19 protein-coding genes are annotated in these 19184 nt (G+C 68.4%); 6 read left to right on the top strand and 13 right to left on the bottom strand.

Features of this window, described 5'->3' with window-relative positions; translation table 11 throughout:
* Positions 1-85: 85 nt before the first annotated feature.
* Positions 86-493: a GlcG/HbpS family heme-binding protein gene (locus DFR41_RS08370; protein ID WP_114802402.1), complete on the bottom strand. Its 408-nt coding sequence runs from the start codon at positions 491-493 to the stop codon at positions 86-88.
* A 177-nt stretch (positions 494-670) separates the two neighbouring features.
* Between DFR41_RS08370 and DFR41_RS08365 the strand changes: the two genes are divergently transcribed.
* Positions 671-1372, top strand: coding sequence for a Bax inhibitor-1/YccA family protein (locus DFR41_RS08365; protein ID WP_017758510.1), 702 nt, complete (start codon positions 671-673; stop codon positions 1370-1372).
* A 74-nt stretch (positions 1373-1446) separates the two neighbouring features.
* Here DFR41_RS08365 and rlmD read toward each other — a convergent pair whose 3' ends face one another.
* The 4 genes from rlmD to surE are packed head-to-tail and all read right to left on the bottom strand — an operon-like array spanning position 1447 to position 5501.
* Complete coding sequence (rlmD, locus tag DFR41_RS08360) at positions 1447-2982, bottom strand: 23S rRNA (uracil(1939)-C(5))-methyltransferase RlmD (protein ID WP_114802401.1); 1536 nt, start codon at positions 2980-2982, stop codon at positions 1447-1449.
* Positions 2983-3028: 46 nt separating this feature from the next.
* On the bottom strand, positions 3029-3910 hold the full coding sequence (locus DFR41_RS08355; protein ID WP_043116851.1) for a peptidoglycan DD-metalloendopeptidase family protein: 882 nt from the start codon (positions 3908-3910) through the stop codon (positions 3029-3031).
* Between the two features lie 11 nt (positions 3911-3921).
* Entirely contained in the window at positions 3922-4713 is a 792-nt protein-coding gene (locus DFR41_RS08350; protein ID WP_425326690.1) for a protein-L-isoaspartate(D-aspartate) O-methyltransferase, read from the bottom strand.
* 23 nt (positions 4714-4736) lie between these two features.
* Positions 4737-5501, bottom strand: coding sequence for a 5'/3'-nucleotidase SurE (surE, locus tag DFR41_RS08345; protein WP_017758506.1), 765 nt, complete (start codon positions 5499-5501; stop codon positions 4737-4739).
* A 117-nt stretch (positions 5502-5618) separates the two neighbouring features.
* Here surE and DFR41_RS08340 point away from each other — a divergent pair, with 117 nt between their 5' ends.
* Complete coding sequence (locus DFR41_RS08340) at positions 5619-6608, top strand: NADPH:quinone oxidoreductase family protein (RefSeq protein ID WP_017758505.1); 990 nt, start codon at positions 5619-5621, stop codon at positions 6606-6608.
* 83 nt (positions 6609-6691) lie between these two features.
* On the opposite strand, the gene DFR41_RS08335 is transcribed toward DFR41_RS08340, so the two are convergent.
* The 7 genes from DFR41_RS08335 to DFR41_RS08305 form a co-directional block, all read right to left on the bottom strand.
* Positions 6692-7045, bottom strand: a complete 354-nt coding sequence (locus DFR41_RS08335) for an H-NS histone family protein (RefSeq protein WP_017758504.1) — start codon at positions 7043-7045, stop codon at positions 6692-6694.
* 159 nt (positions 7046-7204) lie between these two features.
* A complete protein-coding gene (locus tag DFR41_RS08330; RefSeq protein WP_017758503.1) occupies positions 7205-7921 on the bottom strand; it encodes an ABC transporter ATP-binding protein in 717 nt (238 codons plus the stop codon).
* Positions 7918-8697 carry an ABC transporter ATP-binding protein gene (locus DFR41_RS08325; RefSeq protein WP_114802399.1) on the bottom strand — a complete coding sequence of 260 codons (780 nt, stop codon included), beginning with the start codon at positions 8695-8697 and terminating at the stop codon, positions 7918-7920. The genes DFR41_RS08330 and DFR41_RS08325 overlap by 4 nt, the downstream gene beginning before the upstream one ends.
* Positions 8694-9680: a branched-chain amino acid ABC transporter permease gene (locus DFR41_RS08320; RefSeq protein ID WP_017758501.1), complete on the bottom strand. Its 987-nt coding sequence runs from the start codon at positions 9678-9680 to the stop codon at positions 8694-8696. Before DFR41_RS08320 ends, DFR41_RS08325 begins: the two co-directional genes overlap by 4 nt.
* Before the next feature lie 136 nt (positions 9681-9816).
* Complete coding sequence (locus DFR41_RS08315) at positions 9817-10689, bottom strand: branched-chain amino acid ABC transporter permease (RefSeq protein WP_017760123.1); 873 nt, start codon at positions 10687-10689, stop codon at positions 9817-9819.
* A gap of 119 nt (positions 10690-10808) precedes the next feature.
* Positions 10809-11975, bottom strand: coding sequence for an ABC transporter substrate-binding protein (locus DFR41_RS08310; RefSeq protein WP_043116845.1), 1167 nt, complete (start codon positions 11973-11975; stop codon positions 10809-10811).
* 189 nt (positions 11976-12164) lie between these two features.
* Positions 12165-12935 (bottom strand): GntR family transcriptional regulator, encoded by a 771-nt coding sequence (locus DFR41_RS08305; RefSeq protein WP_043116843.1) that lies wholly within the window; start codon positions 12933-12935, stop codon positions 12165-12167.
* A 157-nt stretch (positions 12936-13092) separates the two neighbouring features.
* On the opposite strand from DFR41_RS08305, the gene DFR41_RS08300 reads away from it, so the two are divergent.
* From DFR41_RS08300 to DFR41_RS08285, 4 genes are all read left to right on the top strand, one after another.
* The gene (locus DFR41_RS08300; RefSeq protein WP_017760120.1) at positions 13093-14145 is read left to right on the top strand and encodes an aromatic ring-hydroxylating oxygenase subunit alpha; all 1053 of its coding nucleotides are present in this window, start codon (positions 13093-13095) and stop codon (positions 14143-14145) included.
* Complete coding sequence (locus tag DFR41_RS08295; protein WP_017760119.1) at positions 14142-15098, top strand: PDR/VanB family oxidoreductase; 957 nt, start codon at positions 14142-14144, stop codon at positions 15096-15098. Before DFR41_RS08300 ends, DFR41_RS08295 begins: the two co-directional genes overlap by 4 nt.
* A 77-nt stretch (positions 15099-15175) precedes the next feature.
* Positions 15176-16282: a 5-methyltetrahydropteroyltriglutamate--homocysteine S-methyltransferase gene (locus DFR41_RS08290; RefSeq protein WP_017760118.1), complete on the top strand. Its 1107-nt coding sequence runs from the start codon at positions 15176-15178 to the stop codon at positions 16280-16282.
* A 193-nt stretch (positions 16283-16475) separates the two neighbouring features.
* Positions 16476-17849: a phospholipase D-like domain-containing protein gene (locus DFR41_RS08285; protein ID WP_114802398.1), complete on the top strand. Its 1374-nt coding sequence runs from the start codon at positions 16476-16478 to the stop codon at positions 17847-17849.
* A 179-nt stretch (positions 17850-18028) separates the two neighbouring features.
* On the opposite strand, the gene DFR41_RS08280 is transcribed toward DFR41_RS08285, so the two are convergent.
* Positions 18029-19159 (bottom strand): ROK family protein, encoded by a 1131-nt coding sequence (locus DFR41_RS08280; RefSeq protein ID WP_114802397.1) that lies wholly within the window; start codon positions 19157-19159, stop codon positions 18029-18031.
* Between the last annotated feature and the right edge of the window lie 25 nt (positions 19160-19184).

The following is a 19184-nucleotide window of genomic DNA, read 5'->3' as shown; positions in this document are numbered from 1 at the left end:
AGTTCCAAACGAAAACGCCCCGCCGGCATTGCCCGGCGGGGCGTTTTTCATTGGAGCGGCGGCCGGGGGGCCGCCGGCTGTCCTGTTACAGGCCGATGGCCGCGATGCCCGCCTTGGCGATCTGCGCGTCCTCGTTGGACTTCACCCCGCTGACGCCCACCGCCCCGATCACCTGGCCGTCCTTGACGATCGGCACGCCGCCTTCGAGCAGGCCGTCCACCGTGGGCGCCGACAGGAAGGCGGTGCGGCCGCCATTGATGATGTCTTCATAGACCTTGCTCTCGCGACGACCGAGGGCGGCCGTGCGGGCCTTGGCCGGGCCGATGTGAGCCGACACCGGCGCGGCGCCATCCAGGCGCTGCAGCCACAGCAGGTGGCCGCCGTCGTCGCAGATGGCGATGGTCACGGCCCATTGGTTCTTGACGGCTTCCGCTTCGGCAGCGGCGGCGATCTTCTTGACGTCTTCGAGTTCGAGAAAGTGCTTGGTCTTCATGGGGGTGAAGAATACAGGATGCGTCACTGGCGCCAGGTGCCGCCAACGTGCAGCAAGACCCCATGGTTCCAAAGGGCGACGCGCCGTCCGGATATGCCAATGCGGCCCTTGATCTTTCCTAGAATGACCTGCAACTGCCCGTCAAGCAGTCCCCTCAACCCTTTCAGGAGTTTTGCCATGAACGACAGAGCCCCCACCTTTGACACACCGGCCGGCTACGGCCAGGTGCTGCCCCAGGCAGAGCGCCACCGCGTTCTGCGCAACACCTACTGGCTGCTCGCGCTGAGCATGATTCCCACCGTACTGGGCGCTTGGCTCGGCGTGGCCACCGGCATCACGGCCGCGCTCACGGGAGGCCTGGGCCTGGTGGTCTTCCTGGCCGGCGCCTTCGGCTTCATGTTTGCCATCGAGAAGACCAAGAACTCGGCCGCCGGCGTGCCGGTGCTGCTCGGCTTCACCTTCTTCATGGGTCTGATGCTGTCGCGGCTGATCGCGATGGTGCTGGGCTTCAAGAACGGCTCCGAGCTGGTGATGACCGCCTTTGCGGGCACGGCCGGCGTGTTTTTCGTGATGGCCTCGCTGGCCACGGTGATCAAGCGCGACCTGAGCGGCATGGGCAAGTTCCTGTTCGTGGGCGTGCTGGTGCTCTTCGTCGGCTCGATCATCAATGTCTTCATCGGTTCCAGCGCCGGCATGATGGCGATCTCGGTGGCGGCCATCGGCATCTTCTCCGCCTACATGCTGTACGACCTGAAGCAGATCATCGACGGCGGCGAGACCAACTACATCAGCGCCACGCTCGCGCTGTACCTGGACGTGTTCAACGTCTTCCAGAGCCTGCTGGCCCTGCTGGGCATCTTCGGCGGCGAGCGCGACTGACGCCCGTCCGAGCGCACTGAAACGGAAAAAGGGGCCCGCGCGGGCCCCTTTGCTTTTGGACGATCCCGCCCGCCTCAGTCCGCCAGGTCGAAGACGGCGATGGACTCGACGTGTGCCGTGTGCGGGAACATGTTCACCGCGCCGGCAAAGCTGCAGCGGTAGCCGCTCTGATGCACCAGCAGGCCCGCGTCGCGCGCCAGCGTGGCCGGGTTGCAGCTGACGTAGACGATGCGCTGGGGTGGTGTCCAGCCCCCTGTGCGCAGTTCCGGCTGCTGATGCAGGTCGGCCAGCGCCTTCACCAGCGCGAAGGCGCCCTCGCGCGGCGGATCGACCAGCCAGCGATCGGCATACCCGTCCGCCACCAACATCTCGGGCGTCATCTCGAACAGGTTCCGGGCGACGAAATCCGCCTTGCCCCAGGGCCGCTGCGCGGCCTGCCTGTTGCCGGCTGCGTTGTGACGCGCACGCGCCACCAGCGTCTCGCTGCCCTCGATGCCCAGGACTTCGCGTGCCTGGGTGGCCAGCGGCAGGGTGAAGTTGCCCAGGCCGCAGAACCAGTCGATCACGCGCTCCTCCGGCTTAACGTCGAGCAGGCGCAGGGCGCGGGAGACGAGCACGCGGTTGATGTGCGGATTGACCTGGGTGAAGTCGGTGGGCCGGAAGGGCATGGTGATGCCGAATTCAGGCAGTTCATAGGCCAGGTCGGGCACGGCCTCGTCGAGCAGGTGGACGGTGTCCGGTCCCTTGGGCTGCAGCCACCACTGCACGCCGGGGTGCGCCGCGGCAAAGGCGCGCAGGCGATCCCGGTCGGCCTCCCCCAGCGGCTCCAGGTGGCGCAGCACCAGGGCGATGACGCCGAGTCGGGTGGTGCCCGCCGCATCGCCGCAGGCCACCTCGATCTGCGGGCAAGTCAGTCGTGCATCCATGGAGTCGATCAGCCCGCGCAACGGCATGAGCATGTCGCTGACCGGCTTCGGCAGCACGGGGCAGATTTCCATGTCGGCCACATAGCGGCTCTTGCGCTCATGGAAGCCGATCAGCGTCGTGCCCTTCTTCTGGACGTAGCGCACCGACAGACGGGCGCGGTAGCGGTAGTGCCAGGCCGGGCCCTCGATGGGGCGCAGCAGCGTATCGGGCCGCACCTTGCCCAGGTGCCACAGGTTGTCTTCGAGGGCCCTCTGCTTCACGGCCACCTGGGCCGAGGCATGCAGATGCTGCATCTTGCAGCCGCCGCACGCCCCTGCGTGCAGGCCAAAGTGCGGGCAACCGGGCCGCACGCGCAGCGGCGACTCGCGCCGGATGTCGGTGAGCTGGCCCTGCTCCCAGTTGTTCTTCTTGCGGTGCACATTGGCCCGGACGATCTCGCCAGGCAGCGCGCCATCGATGAAGACGACCTTGCCGTCTTCCCGTCGGGCGACGCCCTGGGCCTCCAGGTCGAGCGATTCGACGGCGAGCCAGCCCGGCTCGAGCGCCGCACTGGCCGGGCGATCGGAAGGCACGGGAAGGTCGAGGAGAGAGGAAGAAGCGGCCGAGACGCCAGCGGGCCCAGAGGCGTCGGCAGAAGCGGGGGACGTGAGGAGCGTGTCCTTGTTGTCGAGGGAATCCGTCATCCCCCGATTGTCGCCGGCCGCCCTGATGGGGACGGCCGGCGCATGCTCAGGGCCGCGCCGGCAGGTAGCGCGAGGGATCCACCGGCTTGCCCTGACGGCGGATCTCGAAGTGCAGCTTCACGCGGTCGGCGTCGCTGCTGCCCATCTCGGCGATCTTCTGGCCCTTCTGCACCGACTGGTCTTCCTTGACCAGCAGCGCCTGGTTGTGCGCGTAGGCCGTGAGGAAGGTGTTGTTGTGCTTGAGGATGATCAGGTTGCCGTAGCCGCGCAGGCCGGCACCGGCGTACACCACCTTGCCATCAGCAGCTGCCAGCACCGGATCGCCGGCGCGGCCGGCGATGTCCAGGCCTTTGTTCTTGGCATCGTCGAAGCCGGCAATCAAGGCGCCCTGGGCGGGCCAGATCCATCCCAGGTCGTCCTCGCCGCTGGCGGCGGGCGGATTGCCCGCCGGCTTGGCGGGGGGCGTCGCACCGGCCACCACCGGTGGGGTCACCGGAGTGGTCGTCGCCGGCGGGATGGCACCCGTGCCCGCGACGGCAGGCGGCGGCACCAGGGGCGCGCCCGCGACGGGAGGCACCACGCGCAGCACCTGACCCACTTCGATGCGGTCGGGATTGTCAAGGTTGTTCCAGCGGACGATGTCCCGCCAGCTGTGGCCGGTATCCAGCGCGATGCGCCGCACGGTGTCGCCCGGGCGGACGGCGTAGTAACCCGGCTTGCCCAGGTTCTCGATGCCGGGCAGCGGCTTGCCGCTGGCGTCCGTGGTCGGCAGTCCTGACGCCGCTGGGCTCGCGGCGCCCGCCCCATTCACGGGCGCGCGATCTTCAACCGGGGCCGGTCCACGCGAAGAGGCGCAACCCGCCAGCACGACGCAGGCCGCCGCAGCGCCCATCCAAGCCAGCCTGTGCCAGCGACCAGAACCCTGCATATGTCTTTCCTTCATGCAATTCCCGATTTTAGAGGCACGAAGTTGACGGCCTCAAGAAACCGGCGCTCAACCCCCCTGTTCGTTTTGTCAATGATGACAAGTGCTTGGCCCGCATTTCCAGACTGTACTGGAGCAACGAGGCGCCCGCCCGGTGCCAGTTGGTCCAGCCAGGCCGCCGGCAGGTCAGCCCCGCCCGCCGCCGCGATGATGCCCGCGTAGGGTGCGCCCGCCGGGTAGCCCTGCATGCCATCGCCCAGCAGCAGATGCACGGTGGCCAGCCGCAGAGGCCTGAGATTGGCCCGCGCCTTCTCATGCAGGCCGCGCAGCCGCTCGATGCTGTAGACCTCGCGGGTCACGTGGCTGAGCACGGCCGCCTGGTAGCCGCAGCCCGTGCCGATCTCCAGCACCCGCCCCAGCCGTGCCTGCGGCTGGTCGGCCAACGCCGGGGCCGCCAGCAGCAGTTCGACCATCCGCGCCACCACGCTCGGTTTGGAAATGGTCTGTCCCAGTCCGATGGGCAGGCTGGTGTCCTCGTAGGCCTGCGCGGCCAGGGCGCCATCGACGAAGGCATGCCGCGCCACCGCGCCCATGGCCTTCAGCACGCGCTCGTCGGCGATGCCCTGCGCGGCCAGCCGCCGCACCATGCGCTGACGGACCGCCTCCGAGGCCATGGCCGGGGTGACACTGAGTGGCGGCGGCGGAACCGCGGGCAGCTTGGCCCGCAGAGGTGTCGGCGCCGCTGGCGCGGGCGCGCGGTCGAGGGTGACGGGAAAGGTGGGACGGGAACGTGGAGGCTGCGGCACCGTGACTCCTGCGTCGGTCCGGCTCAGTCGCTGGCGTCGAGCCGGCGCACGGCCTCGCGCCACTCGCCCAGGCTGGCGTGGTCGGTCAGGTCGATCTGCAGCGGCGTGACCGCCACGTGGCCAGCGGCGGTGGCGTGGAAATCGGTGCCTTCACCGCTGTCCTTGGCACCGCCCGCGCCGGCGATCCAGTACATGGTCTCGCCGCGGGGGCTCTGCTGGGTGATCACCTTTTCGGCTGCATGGCGGCGTCCCAGGCGGCAGACCTTGATCGGCTTGAGGGACTCGGCCGGCAGATTTGGAATGTTGACGTTCAGCAGCCACGCCGGCTGCTCGTGCATGCGCTCGCGCTGGATGCGCTCCACCAGCCGCCGGGCCGCCTGGGCGGCCGCGTCGACGTGGGCCCAGCCCTTCTCGGTCTGCGAGAAGGCGATCGCCGGGATGCCGAACAGGTAGGCCTCCATGGCCGCGCCGACGGTGCCCGAATAGATGGTGTCGTCCCCCATGTTGGCGCCGTTGTTGATGCCGGAGACGACGAGGTCGGGCCGGTAGTCCAGCAGGCCTTTGAGCGCGATGTGGACGCAGTCGGCCGGCGTGCCGGTGACGTAGCGGAAGCCGTTGTGTGCACGGTGCACGTACAGCGGGGCCGCCAGGGTCAGGGCGTTGGACTTGGCACTGTTGTTGTGCTCGGGCGCGATGACCTCGACATCGGCCACCTCGCGCAGCGCGTCGTGCAGGGCCACGATGCCGGGGGCCTGGTAGCCATCGTCGTTGGAGATGAGGATCTTCATGGGCGGCGGGATTTTAGGAGGCGAAGCCCCACGGGCACGGGGTCGCCGCAGAGACAAGAACGCCGCGAGGCGGCCCCCTATCATGCCTGCGCCTCAATGAAGACGGAGACTGATTCCATGCACGCATGGCTTTGCGAAAACCCGGTCGGCGTCGACGCGCTGACCTGGAAGGAATTGCCCACGCCGCAGCCCGGTCCGGGCGAAGTGCTGGTGGAAATCAAGGCGGCCAGCCTGAACTTTCCCGATCTGCTGATCGTGCAGAACAAATACCAGATGAAGCCGAAGCTGCCCTTCGTGCCGGGCTCCGAATATGCGGGCATCGTGCAGGCCGTCGGCGAAGGCGTCACCCACCTGAAGGTCGGCCAGCCCATTGCTTGCCTTTCCGGCACGGGCGGCTTCGGCACCCACACCCTGGCGCCGGCAGCCCTGTGCATGCCGCTGCCACCGCAATTCGACATGGTGGACGCAGCCGCCTTCATCATGATCTATGCGACTTCCTGGCACGCCCTGATGGATCGCGCCGCGCTCAAGGCGGGTGAAACCGTGCTGGTGCTCGGCGCCGCGGGCGGCGTCGGCACCTCCGCCATCCAGATCGCCAAGGCGGCGGGCGCGCGCGTCATTGCAGCGGCATCCACCGACGAGAAATGCGCGCTGTGCAAAAGCATCGGTGCGGACGCGACCATCAATTACAGCCAGCATGCGCTGCCCCATGGCTTCCGCGATGCCATCAAGGACGCCACCGATGGCAAGGGACCCGACGTGATTTATGACCCGGTGGGCGGCGATTTCGCCGAACCGGCATTTCGCTCCATCGCCTGGCGCGGACGCTATCTGGTGGTGGGATTTGCTTCGGGGCCCATTCCTTCGCTGCCGCTGAATCTCACGCTGCTCAAGGGCGCGTCGCTGGTCGGCGTGTTCTGGGGCGATTTCGCGCGGCGCGAGCCCAAGGCCAATGCCCGGATGATGGAAGAACTGGCCGGCTGGTATGCCCAGGGCAAGATCAAGCCGGTGATCGACCGCACGATGCCGATGAACGAGTTGAAGGCGGCCTACGCCCACATGGGCTCGCGGGGGGTCAAGGGCAAGCTGGTGATGGTGAACCCGTAGATCGGCGACCCGTCAACAAAAATCCCGCGCAGTGCGCGGGATTTTTGTTTGTTCACGCTGCAGCAGGTGCAGCGGTGTATTGCTTACTTGACTTCGAACTCGTCAAGCGATTTGCCAGCGGCCAGCGCCTCGGTCACCCAACGGGGCTTGCGGCCGCGGCCACCGGACCAGGTTTCACCGGTGGGGCTGCGGTATTTGACGACCGCGGCCGCCTTGGCCGGAGCGGCCGAAACGCTGCGCTTGGCGCCCGTAGCGGCACCGCGGCCATTCAGCTTGAGGTCAGCCGCGGTAATGCCGTATTCGGCGATCTTCTTGCGGAGTTCTTCGATCACGCCAGCGCGCTCGTGGCTGCGCAGTTCCTCGGCTTGGCGGCGCAATTCCGCGATTTCCTGGTCCCGCTGCTGGATCTGCGCGGTGATCTCTGCCAAAGTTGCCATTGCTCGAATCCTTTGTATTGAGAAAGCAGTTCGCGAATTCTAATTCAAGAATTGAACACCACAAGCCACGGCGGGCGCGCACGAATTGAATACCCCCGGACTACAAGGGTATTCGCATCCCAATAACGGCGCCGGCGACTAGGCATCGGCACGGCTCTCTCAGCGGGCCAGCCCCAACAGGCGATCCAGCAGGGCGGGCTGCGCCAGCAATTCAGCCGCAGCACCCCGATGCACCACCGAGCCATGATCCAGCACGGCGGCGCGATCCGAAATCGCCAGAATGGCTTGCGGATGCTGTTCCACGATGATGGCGGTCAATCCTTCATCGCGGGTCAGCCGGCGAATGGCGCGCAGCAATTCCTCCACGATGATCGGCGCCAGGCCTTCCAGCGGCTCGTCCAGCAGCACCAGGCGCGGGTTGAGCACCAGGGCGCGGCCGACGGCCAGCATCTGCTGCTCGCCGCCCGACAACTGCGTGCCCAGGTTGCCCTTGCGCTCCGCCAGGCGCGGGAACATCTCGTAGACGCGCGCCGGCGTCCAGCGGCCGGGGCGCGCCACCGCTGTGAGGTTCTCGTGCACGGTGAGCGACTTGAAGATGTTTCGCTCCTGCGGCACCCAGCCGACGCCGGCGGCGGCCCGGCGGTAGGCCGGCAGCGTGTGCAGCGGCTGGCCGCCCAGCAGGATGCGTCCGCCATGCTGGCGCGTGGCGCCGGCCAGGGTGTTGATCAGCGTGGTCTTGCCCGTGCCGTTGCGGCCCAGCAGCGCCAGCGTCTCGCCCTCGCCCAGCGACAGGGAGACGTCGTTGAGCACCACGGCCTCGCCATAGCCGGCGCTGAGACCCTCGATCTGCAACAGCGCATTCGTCGTGCCGCTCATGCGTGCACCTCCGTCTGGCCCAGGTAGACCTCGCGCACCCGCGGGTCGGCCGCGATCTCCTCGGGCGTGCCCTCGGTGAGCAGGGCGCCATTGACCAGCACAGTCATGCGCTTGGCAAAGCTGAAGACGAGATCCATGTCGTGTTCGATCAGCAGGACGGAGACATCGGCCGGCAGCGCGGCCACGGTCTGCAGCAGTTCCTCGCGTTCGCCGGCCGGCACGCCAGCCACCGGCTCGTCCAGCAGCAGCACACGCGGCTCGCAGGCCAGGGCGATGGCGATTTCCAGTAGGCGGCGCTTGCCGTAGGCCAGGTGACGCACCTCCGTGTGCGCCACATCGGCCAGGTGGAACTGGGTCAGCAGCTCACCGGCACGCTCGGCCACCGCCGCATCGCGGCCCAGCGGCTGCCACCAGCGGGCACCCTGCCCCCGGTGCTGCGCCACCACCAGGGCCAGCGTCTGCAGCGGCGTCATGCTGTCGAAGAGCTGGTTGATCTGGAAGGTGCGCACCAATCCGCGCGTCACGCGCCGGTGCGGCGCCAGGCGGGTGATGTCCTCGCCCAGCAGCCGGATGCGGCCTTCGCTCGGCGTGAGCACGCCGGTGAGCTGGTTGATGAGCGTGGTCTTGCCGGCACCGTTGGGGCCGATCAGCGCATGGCGCGCGCCCTTGGCCAGGCGCATCGACACATGGTCGGTGGCGGTGATGCCGCCGAAGCGCATCACCAGCGACTCGGCCTCGAGCACGATTTCGGGAGTCTCGGGAGAGGTGACCGTCATGCCGCGCCTCCCTTCCGGAACCAGGTCCGCGGGCGCAGCAGGCGCTCGCGACCCACCAGCATCAGCAGCACCAGCAGCAGGCCAATCCAGAACATCCAGTACTGCGGCGTGACGCTGGAGAGCGTGTCCTGCAGCAACTTGAAGACGATGGCGCCCGCCACGCCGCCATAGAGCCAGCCCACGCCGCCGATGACCAGCATCAGCAGCACGTCGGCCGAGCGGTCGAAGGCCAGCACGTCCAGCGAGGCGAAGCCGGTGGTCTGCGCCAGCAGCGCACCCGCGGCGCCGGCGACGGCAGCGGCGATGGTGTAGATCACCGACATGCGCGAGGTGACCGGAATGCCGATGGCCATGGCCCGCAGCCGGTTGTCGCGGATCGCCATCAGCGTGGCGCCGAAGGGCGAATGCACCAGCCGGCGCATGAGCAGGAAGAGCACCAGCGCCACGGCCAGCGAGTACCACGCCGCCACGCGGCCGTAGAGGTCGAAGTCGAACAGGCCCAGCACCGGCCCCATCACCACGCCCTGCAGGCCGTCGGCGCCGCCGGTCAGCCAGTCGAGCTTGTTGGCCAACTCCAGCAGCAGCAGGGCCGTGCCCAGCGTCACCATCAGCCGCGTGAGGTCGCTGCCGCGCAGGATGGTCACGCTGGCGGCCAGGCCCAGCACCGCGGCCAGCACGGTGGCGACGACCAGGCCCACGGTCGGATCGGGCATCACCAGCTTGGCGAACAGCGCCGCCGCATAGGCACCGAAGCCAAAGAAGGCCGCATGGCCCAGCGAGACGATGCCGGTGTAGCCCAGCACCAGGTCCAGCGACATGGCGAACAGCGCCACGATGGCGATCTCGTTGACCATCAGCGCATGCTGCGGCAGCACCAGCGGCGCGGCGAAGGCCAGCGCCCAGAGCAGGAATTCCCACCACCGCCAGCGGGCCTGGCCGAGCAGCGGGGCGCGCCAGTCGTTGCTGCTTCCTTTGGTGATCATGCTGCGACTCCTTTCGAGAGGCCGCGGAGCAGGCCATGCCAGTGCACCCGTCGAACCGGCTTGGCCGGGCGACCGGGTGCGCCCCCTGCAAGGGGGGATTCGGCTACACGCAGTGAGCAAGAAACGGGGGTGGGCATCATTTCCCTCCCTTCCGGGTGAACAGGCCCTGCGGGCGCCACATCAGGATCAGGATCATCAGCAGGTACACCGTGAAGGCGCCCATCTTGGGAATGAAGTACTTGCCGCCCACGTCGGCAATGCCCAGCAGCAGGGCCGCCGCCAGCGGGCCGGTGATGGACGAGGTGCCGCCCACCGCCACCACGATCAGGAAATAGATCATGTACTTGAGCGGGAAGGTCGGGTCCATGCCCAGCACCTCGGCGCCCAGTGCGCCGCCCAGGCCCGCCAGGCCCGAGCCCACTGCGAAGGTGGCCAGGAAGACCTGGTTCACGTTGATGCCCAGGCCCGCGGCCACGGTGGGGTCGTCCACCGCCGCACGCAGCCGGCTGCCGAAGCGGGTGCGCGTGAGCACCAGCTGCAGCACCACCGCCAGCACCGCGCACACCGCGATGATGAAGAGGCGGTAGTGGCCCATGCCCAGCAGCAGGGCGCCATCGCCGATCTCGGTTCGGCCGCGCAGCCACTCGGGCAGTTGCAGGTTCTGCTGCGAGGAGCCCACGAAGTAGTCCAGGCCCGCGACCGCCATGAAGGCCAGGCCGATGGAGAACAGCACCTGGTCCAGGTGCGGCTTGCCGTACATGGGCCGGTAGAGCGTGCGCTCCAGCAGGGCGCCGATCAGCGCCGTCAACACGAACGCGAGCGGCAGGCACAGCAGGAAGGGCAGCCCCAGCTTCTGCATCGCATAGACCGTGATGTAGCCGCCCGCCATAGCGAAGGCGCCGTGCGCGAGGTTGATGAAGTTCATCAGCCCCAGCGTCACGGCCAGCCCCACGGCGAGCACGAATAGCAGCATGCCGTAGGCAATGCCGTCGAACAGGATAGTCAGCATGGGCGCCGCATCGAGAAAGGAAGAGAAGAGACCGTGGGACCGGCGTCGCCGGGCCACGGGTGCGCCCCCCGAAGGGGGCGGCGCAGCGGCCTCGAGGGGCCGCGCAGCCCGTAGGCGAGTTACTTCTTCGCCGGGTCCTTGACGGCCTTGATCACGTCGAACTCCACGTTGTAGAGCGACCCATCCTTCTTCTCGACCTTGCGCAGGTAAACGTCCTGCACGATGTCGCGGGTCTGCGCATCGATCAGCACCTGCCCGCGCGGGCTCTCGAAGATCTGGCCCTTCATCTTGTCGAGCAGCGCCGGGCCGTCGCCCTTGCCGCCGGTGGCCTTCAGGGCTTCGTAGATCACGCGCATGCCGTCATAGCCGCCCACGGCCATGAAGTTGGGGCGCATGCCCTTGTTGGCCTTCTCGAAGGCCTCGACGAACTTCTTGTTCAGTGCCGACGGATGCGCCGCCGAGTAGTGGTGCGAGGTGACCACGCCCAGGGCGCCATCGCCCATGTCGGCCAGTTGATCGTCGTCCGTCACGTCGCCGGTGGCGATCAGCTTGATGCCGGCCTTGTCCATGCCGCGCTCCAGGAACTGCTTCATCACCGCCGCGCCCGCGCCGGAGGGCACGAAGACGAACAGTGCATCGGGCTTGGCGTCGCGCACCTTCTGCAGGAAGGGCGCGAAGTCGGGGTTGCGCAGCGGCACGCGCAGCTTCTCGATCACCTTGCCGCCGTTGAGCTGGAAGCGATCGGTGAAGAACTTCTCGGCGTCGTTGCCCGGGCCGTAGTCGCTGACCAGCGAGACCACGCTCTTGATGCCGTTCTTGGGCGCCCAGTCGCCCATGGCCACCGACACCTGCGGCAGCGTGAAGCTGGAGCGCACGATGAAGGGCGAGGCCTCGGTGATGCTCGACGTGGCGGCGGCCATGACCACCTGGGGCGTCTTGCTCTGCGTGGCGATGGGCGCCACGGCCAAGGCCAGCGGCGTGAGGCCGAAGCCGGCCAGCACGTTGACCTTCTCGTTGACCACCAGCTCCTGCGCCAGGCGCTTGCTCACGTCCGGCAGGCCGGTGTCGTCCTTGACGATCAGTTCGATCTTGCGGCCGGCCACGGTGTCGCCGTTCTGCGCCATGTACAGCCGGGCGGCGGCCTCGACCTGGCGGCCGGTGGAGGCCTGCTGGCCGGTCATCGGCAGGATCAGGCCGATCTTGAAGGGCGTGCCCTGCGCCCAGGCGGGGGCGCTGGCCAGGGCCGCGGCCGCGAGCGTGGCCTGGACGAACAATCGCTTTTGCATGAAGAAGTCTCCGTGGGTCAGAAAGAAGTAGAAGAAGAGAGATCGGCGGCCACAGGCCCCCGTCCGCGGGAACCAGCTGGAGCGGGCACGGCGCCGAACGCGCCGGCGATTGTGGACCCGGCCGTGCAGGACCGCATGGAAACAGACACCGAGACGGTCCCTTTCATGGCCGACGTCCTCCGCGGCCTCTCAGGCCGCGCGCGGCGCATCGGGGCGGATCAGGCCCACGCCCGGCAGGCGCTGGCCCTCGCGGTCGCGCATCGCCGCGCGCAGGTTGCGCTGCGCGATGCGCGCGTGCTCGCGTACCAGTGCCTCGGCCCGGGCGCCCTCGCGGTGGCGGATGGCTTCGAGGATGGCGCGGTGGTGGTCCTGCGCCACGATGAACATGTCGCGCGCCTGCGGCGAGTTGGCCTGCACCACCACGAAGCCCGAGGGCGACGCGAAAGGCATTTGCACCGCGCGGTCCAGTTCGCGCTGCAGCACGCTGCTGTCGGCCATCTGGCCCAGCAGGCGGTGGAAGCGCTGGTTGGCCTCCACGTAGTGCAGGAAGTCGGCATCGTCGAGCCGCGGACGGGCCAGCACGGCGTCGATGTCGGCCAGGCTCTCGTCGGCCTGGGCCAGCAGCGCCGACGCCGCGCCACGTTCGGCCGCCAGGCGGGCCATCAGGCCTTCGAGCGTGCCGCGCAGCTCGATGGCGTCGGACACCTCGCGCTCCGAAAAGGAACGCACCGCGAAGCCGCCATGCGGCAGGGCCTGCAGCAGGCCCTCCTGCTCCAGCCGGACCAGCGCGGTGCGGATCGGCGTGCGGGAGATGCCCAGCTTCTCGACGATGGCCACCTCACCCACGCGCTCGCCGGGCGGCAGTTCGCCCGCCAGGATCATTTCCCGCAGCCGCAACTGGGCCCGCACCGCCTGGGAGGCGCCTGCGTCAGCGGCGATGGAGGGTGCGGCTTCTGGCATGAGGAGGGAGTCTATCTGTATACATTGCGACAAAGATCAAAGCACTTATTCGTGGTTTTCCCTAGGTTTCACGCCATTTGAGCGGCATCTCTGTATACATCGCCAAAGTCGCTTTCCATAATCGCGCCATTCCCAAGCCGATTCCCGAGGACCCCCGATGTATCCCAAGAACGCCTGGTACGTGGCCTGTACCCCCGATGAGATCGCCCACAAGCCGCTCGGCCGCACCATCTGCGGCGAGCGCATCGTCTTCTACCGCGGCGAAGGCGGTCGCGTCGTCGCCCTCGAAGACTTCTGTCCCCATCGCGGCGCCCCGCTGTCGCTGGGCCAGGTGTGCGAAGGCAAGCTGGTCTGCGGCTACCACGGCCTGGTGATGGGCGAGGAAGGCAAGACCGTCTCCATGCCCGGCCAGCGCGTCGGCGGCTTCCCGTGCATCAAGCGCTTCGCGGTCGAGGAGCGCTACGGCTTCATCTGGGTGTGGCCCGGCGACCAAGCCCAGGCCGACACCGCCAAGATCCACCACCTGGAATGGGCGCAGAACTCCGACTGGGCCTACGGCGGCGGCCTGTACCACATCCAGGCCGACTACCGGCTCATGATCGACAACCTGATGGACCTGACGCACGAGACCTACGTGCACAGCACCAGCATCGGCCAGAAGGAGATCGACGAGACGCCCGTCACCACCAAGACCGAAGGCGAGCAGGTGGTCACCAGCCGCTTCATGGACAACGTGATGGCCCCGCCCTTCTGGCAGGCCAACCTGCGCGGCAACGGCCTGCCGGACGACCAGCCGGTGGACCGCTGGCAGGTCTGCCGCTTCACCCCGCCCAGTCACGTCATGATCGAAGTGGGCGTGGCACTCGCGGGCCATGGCGGCTACCACGCGCCGGCCGACAAGAAGGTCTACAGCATCGTGGTGGACTTCATCACGCCGGAGACCGAGACCTCGCACTGGTACTTCTGGGGCATGGCGCGCAACTTCAACGTCAAGGACGAGGCGCTGACTGCGCAGATCCGCGAGAACCAGGGCATGGTCTTCGCCGAGGACACCGAGATGCTCGAAGCGCAGCAGCGCTCGCTGCTGGCCCACCCGGCGCGCCGGTTGCTGATGCTCAACATTGATGCGGGCGGCGTGCAGTCGCGCCGCATCATCGACCGCCTGCTGGCGGCCGAGCGCGCTCCGGCGGGCGAGGCGGTGGCCGCATGACGTCGTTGCAGGTGCGCGTGCAGCGCAAGTCGCAGGAGGCCGAGGGCATCGTCGCGCTCGAACTGGTCAGCGCCGACGGGCGTCCGCTGCCGGGCTTTGGCGCTGGTTCCCACATCGACGTGCACCTGCCCAATGGGCTAGTGCGCCAGTACTCGCTGTGCAACAGCGCGGCCGAGCGCCATCGCTACCGCATCGCCGTGCTGCGCGAGCCCGCCTCGCGCGGCGGCTCGGCGGCCGTACACGACCTGGTCAAGGAAGGCGATGTGCTCACCATCAGCGCGCCGCGCAACCACTTCGCGCTGCACGACGCACCGCGCAGCCTGCTGCTGGCCGGCGGCATCGGCGTCACGCCCATCTTGTGCATGGCGCAGCGGCTGGCCACCTGGGGCGCGGACTTCGAGATGCACTACTGCACCCGCTCGCCCGCCCGCACCGCCTTCCGCGAGGAGATCGCCGCCAGCGGCTTCGCCGACAAGGTGCACCTGCACCACGACGACGGCCCCGAAGCGCAGAAGCTGCGCGTGGCCGAGTTGCTCAAGACGCCCGAGCCCGGCACGCAGATCTACGTCTGCGGCCCCGGCGGCTTCATCGACCATGTGGTGAACACCGCCAAGGCCAACGGCTGGCCGGCGCAGCAGATCCACCTGGAGTACTTCGCCGCCGCCGCGCAGGACACCAGCGGCGACCAGCCCTTCGAGGTCAAGCTCACCAGCAGCGGCCAGACCTACCGCATCCCCAAGGACCAGACCATCGTGCAGGCCCTGCGCGCCGAGGGCGTGGAGATCATGGTCTCGTGCGAACAGGGCGTGTGCGGCACCTGCATCACGCGCGTGCTGGAGGGCGTGCCCGACCACCGCGACTGCTACCTCACCGACGATGAGCGGGTGGCCAACGACCAGTTCACGCCCTGCTGCTCGCGGTCGAAGACGCCGCTGCTCGTACTGGATCTGTGAAGTAGCGCGCCAGCGGCTACGATCCCCCGGCCGCCGCCTCACAGGGCGGCGTTCTTTTTTCCCTCTCAGGAGACACCATGCAACTGCCCGCCCGCTACGACCATGTCGGCAGCTTCCTGCGCCCGCAATACCTGCTGGAGGCCCGCGACAAGAAGGCCAAAGGCGAGATCGGCGCCGAGGCGCTGCGCGAGGTCGAGGACAAGGCCATCGCCGAGATCGTCAAGTTCCAGCAGGACGTCGGCCTCAAGAGCATCACCGACGGCGAATTCCGCCGCACCTACTTCCACATCGACTTCCTGGAGCAGCTGGGCGGCGTCAAGACCGACATCCCGGTCACCGTCAAGAAGGCCGACGGCACCGAGGAGCTGGCCCCGCCGGTGATCCGCGTCGTCGACAAGGTGCGCCATGCCAAGGACATCCAGCGCGCCGACTTCGAATACCTCAAGGGGCAGGTGGCCGCCGGCTGCACGCCCAAGGTGACCATTCCCTCGCCGACCATGCTGCACTTTCGCGGCGGCCGGGCCGGCATCAGCAAGACGGCCTATCCCGAGCTGGACCCGGCCTTCTACGACGACGTGGCCAAGGCCTATGGCGATGAGTTGAAGAGCCTGTACGACGCCGGCTGCCGCTACGTGCAGATGGACGACACCAACCTCGCCTACCTGTGCGACGAGAAGATGCGCGAGGCCGCCCGTCAGCGCGGCGACGACCCCAACGAGCTGCCGCACCGCTATGCCGGCTTCATCAACAAGGTGGTGGCCCACAAGCCCGAAGGCATGCTGCTGGCCATGCACCTGTGCCGCGGCAACTTCAAAAGCACCCATGCCGCCGCCGGCAACTACGAGCCCGTGGCCGAGGCCCTGCTGGCCGAGATGAACCTGGACGCCTTCTTCCTGGAATACGACGACGACCGCTCCGGCGACTTCCGTCCGCTGCGCTTCCTGCCCAAGGGCAAGACCGTGGTGCTGGGCCTGGTGACCACCAAGTTCGGCGAGATGGAGAGCAAGGATGACCTCAAGCGCCGCATCGACGAGGCCGCGAAGTACGCGCCGCTGGAGCAGCTGGCCCTGTCGCCGCAATGCGGCTTCTCGTCCACCGTGCACGGCAACAACATCGCCGTCGAAGCGCAGCGGCAGAAGCTGCGCCTCGTGATCGAGACCGCTCAAGAGGTCTGGGGACATTGAGCTCACCCCCTTTCGTGCTCACTGCGTGAGCACGCATCCCCCCTTCCAGGGGGCGCACCCAGCGGCCCGGCAAAGCCGGTTCCGCGGGTGCCCTGGCATGGCCTGCTCCGCGGCCTTTTGCCTCGGCGCCAGCGCAGGCGCCGTTTGCCCGGACCTTTGCGGCTGAGATGTCCGGGTATGCGAAGCTCGGCCCATGCTCCACTCCTTCGCGCCCTGGCTGCCCAGCATCTCCGAGCACTTCCTGGCCGTCGCGCTGGCCTTGCTCGTCTATGTGCTGACCACCCGGGGCCGACGGGAGCAACGGGCGCCTACCGCCGCCATCGCCTGGGTGCTCGGCATGCTGCTCATGCCCTACCTGGCACTGCCGGGCTACCTGATGTTCGGCCAGCGCAAGCTGCGGCCCACGGTGCCGCCGCGGCCGGCCCGGGCCGCCCTGCCCGGTCACTGGGCCGCCGAACTGCTCGACAGCTTCGGCCTGGCGCCGCCCAGCCGCTGCGCCCTGCGCTTCCACGGTGACGGCGAGGCCGCGCGTGAGGCGCTGTGGACCGTGATCGATGCCGCCGAGCGGCGGCTGGACGTGTGCACCTTCATCATCGGCAGCGACCCGCTGGGGCAGGCCGTGGTCGAGCGGCTCACCGCCCGAGCGCGGGCCGGCGTGCAGGTTCGTGTACTGCTGGATGGCTTCGGCGCACTGCAGCTGCCGCGTCGCTACTTCGACGCGCTTCGTGCCGCGGGCGGTGAAGTGCGCGTGTTCCGCCCGCTGCTGCGCCTGCGGGCGGGCGGCCCGCGCAACCTGCGCAACCACCGCAAGCTCACCATCGCCGACGACCGCTGGCTGTGGAGCGGCGGACGCAACCTGGCGGGCGAGTACTTCACCGGCAAGGGCGATGGCGAGCGGCCCTGGGTCGACCTCTCCTTCGACGTGCGGGGCGATGCGGCGGCGGCGGCCGCCCGGCAGTTCGCCCAGGACTGGGCCTCGGTCGACGACGAAGTCCCGCGCACCGTGCCGCCCATCGAGGACATGACCGATGGCCGCCTGGTGCAGTTCCTGCCCAGCGGGCCCGACCAGACCGAGGACACGGCCCAGTCGCTGCTGATCGGCGCCTGCTTCCGGGCGGAGCACCGCATCCTGGCGGTGTCACCCTACTTCGTACCGGGCGACGGGCTGCGCGATGCCCTGCGGCTGGCAGCGCGGCGTGGCGTGCAGGTGACGCTGGCCATCCCGCAGCAGTCCAACCATCGCATGGCCGACTTCGTGCGCAGCCGCGCCATGCGCGACCTGGCGCGGGCCGGCGTGCAGTTCCGCATGCTTCCCTTCATGGCCCATGCCAAGGCGGTGGTGGTGGACGACGACCTGGCCCTGTGCGGCTCGATCAACCTCGATCTGCGCAGCCTGCTGCTCAACCACGAGGCGGCGACGGTGTTCTATGACCCGCAGGATGTGGCGTGGCTGTCGGAATGGGTGGAGGCGCTGGCCGCGGCCGGACAGCCCTATCGGCCGCGCAGGCCAGGCCTCGCACGCGACGTGGCCGAAGGTCTGCTGCTGACCATTGCGTTTCAACTCTGACTGCGGCGGAGGGAGCGCACTTGGCACGCCCGGGGTGGCACTTCGACAAGCTCAGTGCGAACGGATGGGGATGAGCAAAAACGCGCCCCCTCAAGCGTTCGGCCTGAGCCTATCCACCGTTCGGGCTGAGACGCTCCATCGTTCGGGCTGAGCCTGTCGAAGCCCCGCCCCGCCCCCCGTCATCCCTTCTTCGCCCCCGCCTTCATCACCCGCGCGTTCACATAGCTCGCATTGCCCAGTCCCGTGCCGATGGTCAGCACGGCCCAGCGCTTGACGTCGCGCATGAAGGGCAGTTCCGACAGGCCCTGCACCACCGCGTCGTTGTGCATCAGCACCTGCGTGGGCTGGTGGCGGATCAGCGGCAGCCGCTCGCGCAGCTTGGTGGGCAGGTGGAAGGTGTCGGCCGCCCAGTCGCCGGGCAGGTTCTGCGCGCCGCGGGCGATGGTGCCGTCCTCACGGATCAGCCCCGGACAGGCGATGCCGATGAAGGGTGCCAGCCTGATCTTCTTGCGGTGCGCGAACTCGATGGCCTCTTCCAGCATTTGGGCCAGCCGCTCGACGAGGGCGGCGCGGCTGGGCTTGTCATCCGCATGGCGCCACTTCTCGCGCCACACCACGTCGGCGCGCGACAGGTCCTCGGCCTTGTCGCGGCGGAAGCGCACCACGCCGCAGCGCACGTTGGTGCCGCCGATGTCCAGTGCGAGCAGCGCATCGTCGTGCTCCACGAAGTGCGCCGGGGCCAGGTGCACCCAGCCGATCAGGCCGCCGTCGTCCACCTCGTGGCGCAGGCGGGCGAGCTGGACGGGCAACTCCTGCACATGGCACAGGGCCGCGGCCTCCAGGATGGCGCGCTCGCCGGCATCGCTTTCGGGAAACCCGCCACCCACCACGATGCGCTGCACGCCCTTCCACGACTGCTGCCGCATGAAGCGCTGGATGATGTGGGTCAGCTCGAAGGCGAACTCTTCGATGGCGCCATTGACCAGGTCGGTTCCCACGTTTGGCGAATCCGCGAGCGCCTTGTCGATGCGCTTCTTGCTGAGCTTACGCGAGGGCAGCCTGCCGAAAGGGTCGGCCTCGCCGCGCTCGCGGCAGCGACGGCGCCAGTCGTCGAGCAGGTCGCGGAAGGCACCCTGGCTGGCCCGGTCGCCGATGAAGCCCTCGTCGTCCTTGACCTCCAGGTTGTAGCCAGCGATGGTCACCGAGGCCAGCTCCAGCATGCCGTGGTGGGCGCCGACCACACTGGGCGGGTGATGCGGGCGGCGGCGAGGGGACGGGGCGGCGTCGCGGTCGGCGGTCTTGTTGGGCATCGTTGGGCAGGAAGTGGAACGCCCC

Origin of the sequence: Pseudacidovorax intermedius, from assembly GCF_003350475.1 — a bacterium.
GTDB lineage: Bacteria > Pseudomonadota > Gammaproteobacteria > Burkholderiales > Burkholderiaceae_C > Xenophilus > Xenophilus intermedius.
Note: the sequence above shows the minus strand (reverse complement) of the source record. Positions and strands in the feature narration are given on the sequence as shown.

Coding starts and splice junctions, on each gene's coding strand:
- DFR41_RS08370 (WP_114802402.1), bottom strand. CDS start 493: ATGAAGACCAAGCACTTTCTCGAACTCGAAGACGTCAAGAAGATCGCC.
- DFR41_RS08365 (WP_017758510.1), top strand. CDS start 671: ATGAACGACAGAGCCCCCACCTTTGACACACCGGCCGGCTACGGCCAG.
- rlmD (WP_114802401.1), bottom strand. CDS start 2,982: ATGACGGATTCCCTCGACAACAAGGACACGCTCCTCACGTCCCCCGCT.
- DFR41_RS08355 (WP_043116851.1), bottom strand. CDS start 3,910: ATGCAGGGTTCTGGTCGCTGGCACAGGCTGGCTTGGATGGGCGCTGCG.
- surE (WP_017758506.1), bottom strand. CDS start 5,501: ATGAAGATCCTCATCTCCAACGACGATGGCTACCAGGCCCCCGGCATC.
- DFR41_RS08340 (WP_017758505.1), top strand. CDS start 5,619: ATGCACGCATGGCTTTGCGAAAACCCGGTCGGCGTCGACGCGCTGACC.
- DFR41_RS08335 (WP_017758504.1), bottom strand. CDS start 7,045: ATGGCAACTTTGGCAGAGATCACCGCGCAGATCCAGCAGCGGGACCAG.
- DFR41_RS08330 (WP_017758503.1), bottom strand. CDS start 7,921: ATGAGCGGCACGACGAATGCGCTGTTGCAGATCGAGGGTCTCAGCGCC.
- DFR41_RS08325 (WP_114802399.1), bottom strand. CDS start 8,697: ATGACGGTCACCTCTCCCGAGACTCCCGAAATCGTGCTCGAGGCCGAG.
- DFR41_RS08320 (WP_017758501.1), bottom strand. CDS start 9,680: ATGATCACCAAAGGAAGCAGCAACGACTGGCGCGCCCCGCTGCTCGGC.
- DFR41_RS08315 (WP_017760123.1), bottom strand. CDS start 10,689: ATGCTGACTATCCTGTTCGACGGCATTGCCTACGGCATGCTGCTATTC.
- DFR41_RS08310 (WP_043116845.1), bottom strand. CDS start 11,975: ATGCAAAAGCGATTGTTCGTCCAGGCCACGCTCGCGGCCGCGGCCCTG.
- DFR41_RS08305 (WP_043116843.1), bottom strand. CDS start 12,935: ATGCCAGAAGCCGCACCCTCCATCGCCGCTGACGCAGGCGCCTCCCAG.
- DFR41_RS08300 (WP_017760120.1), top strand. CDS start 13,093: ATGTATCCCAAGAACGCCTGGTACGTGGCCTGTACCCCCGATGAGATC.
- DFR41_RS08295 (WP_017760119.1), top strand. CDS start 14,142: ATGACGTCGTTGCAGGTGCGCGTGCAGCGCAAGTCGCAGGAGGCCGAG.
- DFR41_RS08290 (WP_017760118.1), top strand. CDS start 15,176: ATGCAACTGCCCGCCCGCTACGACCATGTCGGCAGCTTCCTGCGCCCG.
- DFR41_RS08285 (WP_114802398.1), top strand. CDS start 16,476: ATGCTCCACTCCTTCGCGCCCTGGCTGCCCAGCATCTCCGAGCACTTC.
- DFR41_RS08280 (WP_114802397.1), bottom strand. CDS start 19,159: ATGCCCAACAAGACCGCCGACCGCGACGCCGCCCCGTCCCCTCGCCGC.